Below are 5,926 nucleotides of genomic sequence, written 5' to 3' on the forward strand. Positions count from 1 at the left end.
ACTCCCCCGAACAGCCCGCCGGTTACGGCTTCCCGCAGCCCACCGCCGCGCCCGCGCCCACCCGCCGCAGGCACCCGGCGGCTACGGCTTCCCCCAGCCGCCCGCACACCCGGGCCAGCCCGGACAGCCGGTCCAGCCCGGCCAGCCGGACCACCCCGGTCAGCCCGGCCACCCTGGTCAGCCCGGCCAGCCCGGTCAGCCCGGTCAGCCCGCGCAGGCGTACCCCGGCATGCAGCAGCCCCCCGCGGCGCAGCAGCCCGCCCCGCAGGATCCCGCTGCTCAGGCGCCGCAGGCCCAGGCTCCCCACGCTGCCCAGCCCCCCGTCGATCCGCGGCTCGGTGCTGCCTGGCCGCAGCCCATGCAGCACGATCAGCGGCAGCCCACCAACCCCGGTGCGCCGCTCGGTTACACCGCTGCCGTGGAGCTGTCCTCCGACCGGCTGCTCAACACCAAGCGGCAGAAGCCGAAGAGCACCCGCCCGGCCGGCGGCGGTTCGCGGTTCAAGCTGGGCGGCAAGAAAGAGGAGGCCGAGCGGCAGCGCAAGCTCGACCTCATCCGCACGCCCGTGCTCTCCTGCTACCGGATCGCGGTCATCAGCCTCAAGGGCGGTGTCGGCAAGACGACCACCACCACGGCCCTCGGCTCCACGCTCGCCACCGAGCGGCAGGACAAGATCCTCGCCATCGACGCCAACCCGGACGCCGGCACGCTCGGCCGCCGGGTGCGCCGGGAGACCGGGGCCACCATCCGTGACCTGGTCCAGGCGATCCCGTACCTGAACTCCTACATGGACATCCGGCGGTTCACCTCGCAGGCGCCGTCGGGCCTGGAGATCATCGCCAACGACGTCGACCCGGCCGTGTCGACCACGTTCAACGACGAGGACTACCGGCGCGCGATCGACGTGCTCGGCAAGCAATACCCGATCATCCTCACCGACTCGGGCACCGGCCTGCTCTACAGCGCGATGCGCGGCGTGCTCGACCTCGCCGACCAGCTGATCATCATCTCGACGCCCTCCGTGGACGGTGCCAGCAGCGCCAGCACGACGCTGGACTGGCTGTCCGCGCACGGGTACGCCGAGCTGGTCTCCCGGTCCATCACCGTCATCTCCGGGGTCCGTGAGACCGGCAAGATGATCAAGGTCGAGGACATCGTGGCGCACTTCGAGACGCGCTGCCGGGGTGTCGTGGTCGTGCCGTTCGACGAGCATCTCGCCGCCGGTGCCGAGGTCGACCTCGACATGATGCGGCCCAAGGTGCGGGAGGCGTACTTCAACCTCGCGGCGATGGTCGCCGAGGACTTCGTCCGGCACCAGCAGTCGCACGGCCTGTGGACCAGTGACGGCAACCCGCCGCCGGTGGCCGCCCCGCCGCTGCCGGGCCAGCCGGTCGCGGGACAGCCCTACCCGGGCCAGCCGTATCCGGGACAGCAGTACCCGGAGCAGCCGTATCCCGGGCAGCAGTATCCGGGTCAGCCCCACCCCGGCCAGCCGGTCCCCGGACCGCCGCCGGTGGCGGGTCAGCCGTACCCGGGCCAGCCCGCACCGGGCCAGCAGCCGGTCCCGGGGCAGCCCGGACAGCCCGGACAGCCGTACCCGCAGGCACCCGCCCAGCCGGGGCAGCCGTACCCCCAGCCGGGACAGCCGGGACAGCCCGGACAGCCCGCCGGCTACGGCTACCCGCAGCCTCCGGCTCCGCCCCAGCAGTAGCGGACACACGAAAGGGCGGCCGGTGCTCGTTGAGCACCGGCCGCCCTTCGGCGTCGTCCGGCAAGAAGCCGCGTCAGCGCGGCGGCTGTGCCCCCGCCACCAGCTCCCGGCAGCGCTTGACGTCCTCGGCCATCTGCTCCAGCAGCGCGTCGAGCGTGTCGAACTTCGCCTGGCCGCGCACGAAGGCCAGGAAGTCGACGGCCACGTGCAGGCCGTACAGGTCCAGGCCGACGCGGTCGATGGCGTACGCCTCCACCGTGCGCTCGGTGCCGTCGAACTGCGGGTTGGTGCCGACGGAGATCGCGGCCGGCATGGTCTCGCCGTCGGCGTGCAGCCAGCCGGCGTAGACGCCGTCGGCCGGGATCGCGGTGTGCGGGAGCGTCTCGACGTTGGCCGTGGGGAAGCCGAGTTCGCGGCCGCGCTGGGCGCCGCGCACGACCACACCCTCCACCCGGTGCGGGCGGCCGAGGATCTCGGCGGCACCGGCCACGTCGCCCTCGGCGACCAGGCGTCGGGTCAGCGTGGAGGAGAACGGCAGCCCGCCGCCCGCCTCGCCGGTGAGGTACAGGTCGACGACCTCGACCTCGAAGTCGTACACCTTGCCCTGCTCGACGAGGAACTCCACGTTGCCCGCGGCCTTGTGGCCGAAGCGGAAGTTGGGGCCCTCGACGACCGCCTTGGCGTGCAGCTTGTCGACGAGCACCTTCACGACGAAGTCGGCGGGCGAGAGCTTCGAGAACTCGGCGGTGAACGGCAGGATCAGCACCGCGTCCACGCCCAGCTCCGCCATCAGCTCGCAGCGGCGGTGGTGCGGGGCGAGCAGCGGCGGGTGGCTGCCGGGGCGGACGACCTCGCTGGGGTGCGGGTCGAAGGTGACGACGACGGCGGGCACGCCCAGCTCGCGGGCCCGGTCCACGGCGTGCTGGATGATCAGCTGGTGGCCCCGGTGCACACCGTCGTAGGAGCCGATGGTGACGACGCTGCGCCCCCAGTCCTGGGGGATGTCCTCCAAGCCACGCCAGCGCTGCACTGTGACCGCTCCTCGAACCCGTGTCCGTGTCTACGTTCTTACGCAGGTCTAAGGGTGCCATGCCCTGCCCGCCCCGCCCGCATCGGCATGGGCGCTGTGACCGGCCGCACGTGCCGGGGGGCCGTTCAGGCGGGGGCCCATACGGGGAGCCGAACACCGGCCAGCTGCTCGATCGTCCGCCGGGCGCTGGGGCCGACGAGTGCCGCCCAGTCGGCCGGGTCGGTGGTGAGCCAGCCGGTCAGCCGGGCGGCGAAGCCGGGGGCGAGGCGGGCCAGGTCGACCAGGGCACGGTCGAAGCGGGCGGCGCCCTCGGGTGTGCGCACGAGCAGCAGGCCGATCCGGTGGACGAGGGGGCGCAGCTCCTCGGGGCCGGTGACGGGTACGGCCGCGTGCAGCAGGGTGTCCAGGACGGCCGGGTCGCGTTCGTGGGTCAGCAGGACGTCGCGCAGGTCGCGGCGGAGCGGGCGGGAGGCCGGTGTGCCGGGCTCGGCGAGCACGGCGGCGAGGGCGGTGCGCACTCGGTCGGGGCCGTCCTGGAGCAGGCCGGCGAGCAGCGGGAACAGGCGGTCGTCGGCGTCCTGCAGGCGCTGGGCGGCGTACTCGGCCAGGGGCTGTGCCAGGGCTTCGGGCCGCTGCCGCACCGTCTCCCGCATCAGCGCGGCGACGCGGCGGGCCAGGGGTGGCGGCGCGGTGTCGGTGAGCGCGGCCAGCATCTGCCCGGTGTCCTGCGGGGGCGCGGTGAGCAGGCGGGTGCGGAAGGCTTCGAGCACCTGGTCGGGGTGGGTCGGCAGGGCCGCGGCCAGGGCGGCGGGCGGCAGGTGCGGGTCGCCTGCGGTGAAGCGGCGCAGGGCCTGGGGCAGGTGGCGGGCGCGGGTGTGCGGGTCGCGGACGAGGAGGGTGAGCGCTCCGGCGTGCAGTGTGGTGTCGCCGGGGCGGGCGAGGAGGGCGAGGGCGGCGTAGCGCAGCAGTTCGCGGTCGGCGTCGGTACGCACGTGGGGGGCGGCGCGCAGTCCGTAGGTCAGCGCGGCCACCCGGCGTGCGGGGCGTTCGTCGTGCGCCCAGCGGTCGACGGCCCGGCACAGCGCGGACGGCTCCTCCTCGGCGAGGACGCCGAGGAGGTCGTCGGCGTGCCGGTGCGCGGCGTCCACGAGGGCCTCCGTGAGATCGTCCAGGGCGCGCTGCCGGTGGGTGTGGAGCAGCGCCTGCGCGGCCGTGGCGACGGTGGCGTGCGGGGTGGCCGGCAGCGGCCGCTCGTCGTCGAACCAGCGCACCAGGTGCCGTTGTAGGGCGGTGGGGTCTGCGGCGAGCAGGTCCGCGGCCGTGTCCAGGAACCGGGGTCTGTCGCCTTCCTGCGGGGCGGGGTCGGCGACGACCAGGCGGCGCAGCAGGTCGAGGAGGTCGCCCGGGGGCAGTTCGAGGGAGGTCCAGAAGGCGGGGCCGAAGCGCGCGGACGGCAGCCGCCCTTCGGTGAGCCGGTCGGCGAGCTCGCGCAGCACGGCGAGGTACCTGGTGGCGTCGGGCACGCGCGGCAGGGTCTCGGCGAACAGGTGGGCGGGCCACCAGGAGTCGGGGCGGCGTCCAGGGCGTCCAGCAGCTCGGCCAGGCGCGGGGCGAGGGCGTGCGGGCCCTCCTGGCGTTCCAGCAGGAGCAGCGCCTGGACGACGGGGCCGCCGCGGTGGTGCGGCACCGGCAGGGGGTGGGCGTCGGTGCGGTGGACGAGGGCGCGCAGGGCTCCGTCGAGGTCGAGGTGGATGCCCTGGACGTAGTCGGCGAGTTCCTCGTGGGCGAAGCGGTAGCCGTCGCCGGCCGGGACGAGGAGGCCCTCGGTGAGCACGGCGGACGCCCAGCCGGTGCCGCCGCCCAGCTCGGCCGGGGCCTGTCCCCAGGGGAAGGTCGCCTCGAAGGAGGCCCGGTCGAGTTCGCCCTGGCCGGGTCCGAGGCTGCGCCGGGCGGCCTCGTGGACCTGGCCGGCGACCTTCGCGGCGAGCCGTCGTACGGCGGTGCCGCGCAGGCCGCGGCCGGCGGCGAGGCGTACGGCGATGCGCAGGCACATCAGGTCCAGGTGGGCGGCGAGGACGTCGTGCCGGTCGACGCGGGTCGCGGGCGGCGGCTCGGGCAGGGCGGCGCGGATCTCGGCCAGCAGGCGCAGGGTGAGCGGATGCCGGGCATCGGGCGGGGCGAGGACGCCGTCGGGGATGCCGTGGCGGGCACGGGCGAGGCGGGCCTCGTCCTCGCCGAGGTCGCCCAGGCGCACGCAGGCTGGCAGGCCGGGTTCGGGGCGGCCGTGCAGCAGGTCGGGCGGGAGGGCGGCGCCGGCCTCCGTCCCAGTACTCGGCGCGGCAGGCGACGACCAGGCGGGCCCCCGTTGTGCCGCAGCCACGCCGCTGTGCCGGCCGTCCACTCCCGCAGGCGGTGGGCGAGGACGGGCGGCATCTCCTCGGGGCCGTCGAGCAGCAGGAGCAGCGGGCGGCCCGCGTCACGGGCGAGGCGGGCGAGGCGCTCGGGGGTGGGTTCGGCCGGGCGGGCGGGGTCCGTGGCGCGGGACGCGGCGGCGATCCGGGCGGCACGGGTCAGCGCGCGGTGGGCGGCGTCGGCGATCGAGGTGTCGTGCTCGGTGAGGTCGGCGCCGCGCAGCCACAGGGTGGGTGCGGGGTCGGGTCCGTACCGGCGGCGGGCGGCGAGGGCCGCCAGTTCCGTCGTACGGCCGCTGCCGGGGGGCGCCGACCAGGGGCGAGGACGGCGGCCGGGCCTGCGGTGAAGGCGGCGAACTCCTGTGCAGTTTCGGCGCGTCGGACCGGTTCCGGTTCCGGGGAGATGCCGGGCGGGCCGTCGGAGCCGACGGAGGTGGCGGTGAGCTCCAGCACGCCGGCGAGGTTGAGGTCGGCTCCGTAGGCGGGCACGGTGGCCGCGTTGCGGGCGAGCAGCTCGGCGAGCGGGCCGGGTGCGGCGGGGCGCAGGGGTACGGCGAAGCCGGTGTCACGGTGGTCGGAGCGCAGCGCGGTGCCGACGACGCCGACGACGGCGCCGGTGGCCGCGTCCAGCACCGGGGCGCCCGCGGCCCCGCCGCCGGGGCGGAGGGCGTCCTGTCCGGCGGTGCCGATCGCCAGCTCCAGGGCGTCGTGCAGGACGTGGCGGTGGTCGCCGGCCGTGTAGGTCACCTCGGCCGTGCCGAGCACGCGGGCCTC

At 75.8% G+C, this 5,926-nt stretch carries 1 protein-coding gene and 2 pseudogenes; 1 reads left to right on the forward strand and 2 read right to left on the reverse strand.

The annotated features are described in order from the left end of the window. Positions 1 to 1,711: pseudogene (locus tag C3489_RS37615) on the forward strand (MinD/ParA family protein); the annotation flags it as partial. Positions 1,712 to 1,784: 73 nt separating this feature from the next. Here the strand turns inward: C3489_RS37615 and C3489_RS37620 are convergent. Further along, a complete protein-coding gene (locus C3489_RS37620) occupies positions 1,785 to 2,741 on the reverse strand; it encodes a bifunctional riboflavin kinase/FAD synthetase (protein WP_103786629.1) in 957 nt (318 codons plus the stop codon). Positions 2,742 to 2,866: 125 nt separating this feature from the next. Further along, positions 2,867 to 5,926 (reverse strand): annotated as a pseudogene (locus C3489_RS37625) (serine protease); the annotation flags it as partial.

Source organism: Streptomyces sp. Ru71 (assembly GCF_002920535.1).
GTDB lineage: Bacteria > Actinomycetota > Actinomycetes > Streptomycetales > Streptomycetaceae > Streptomyces.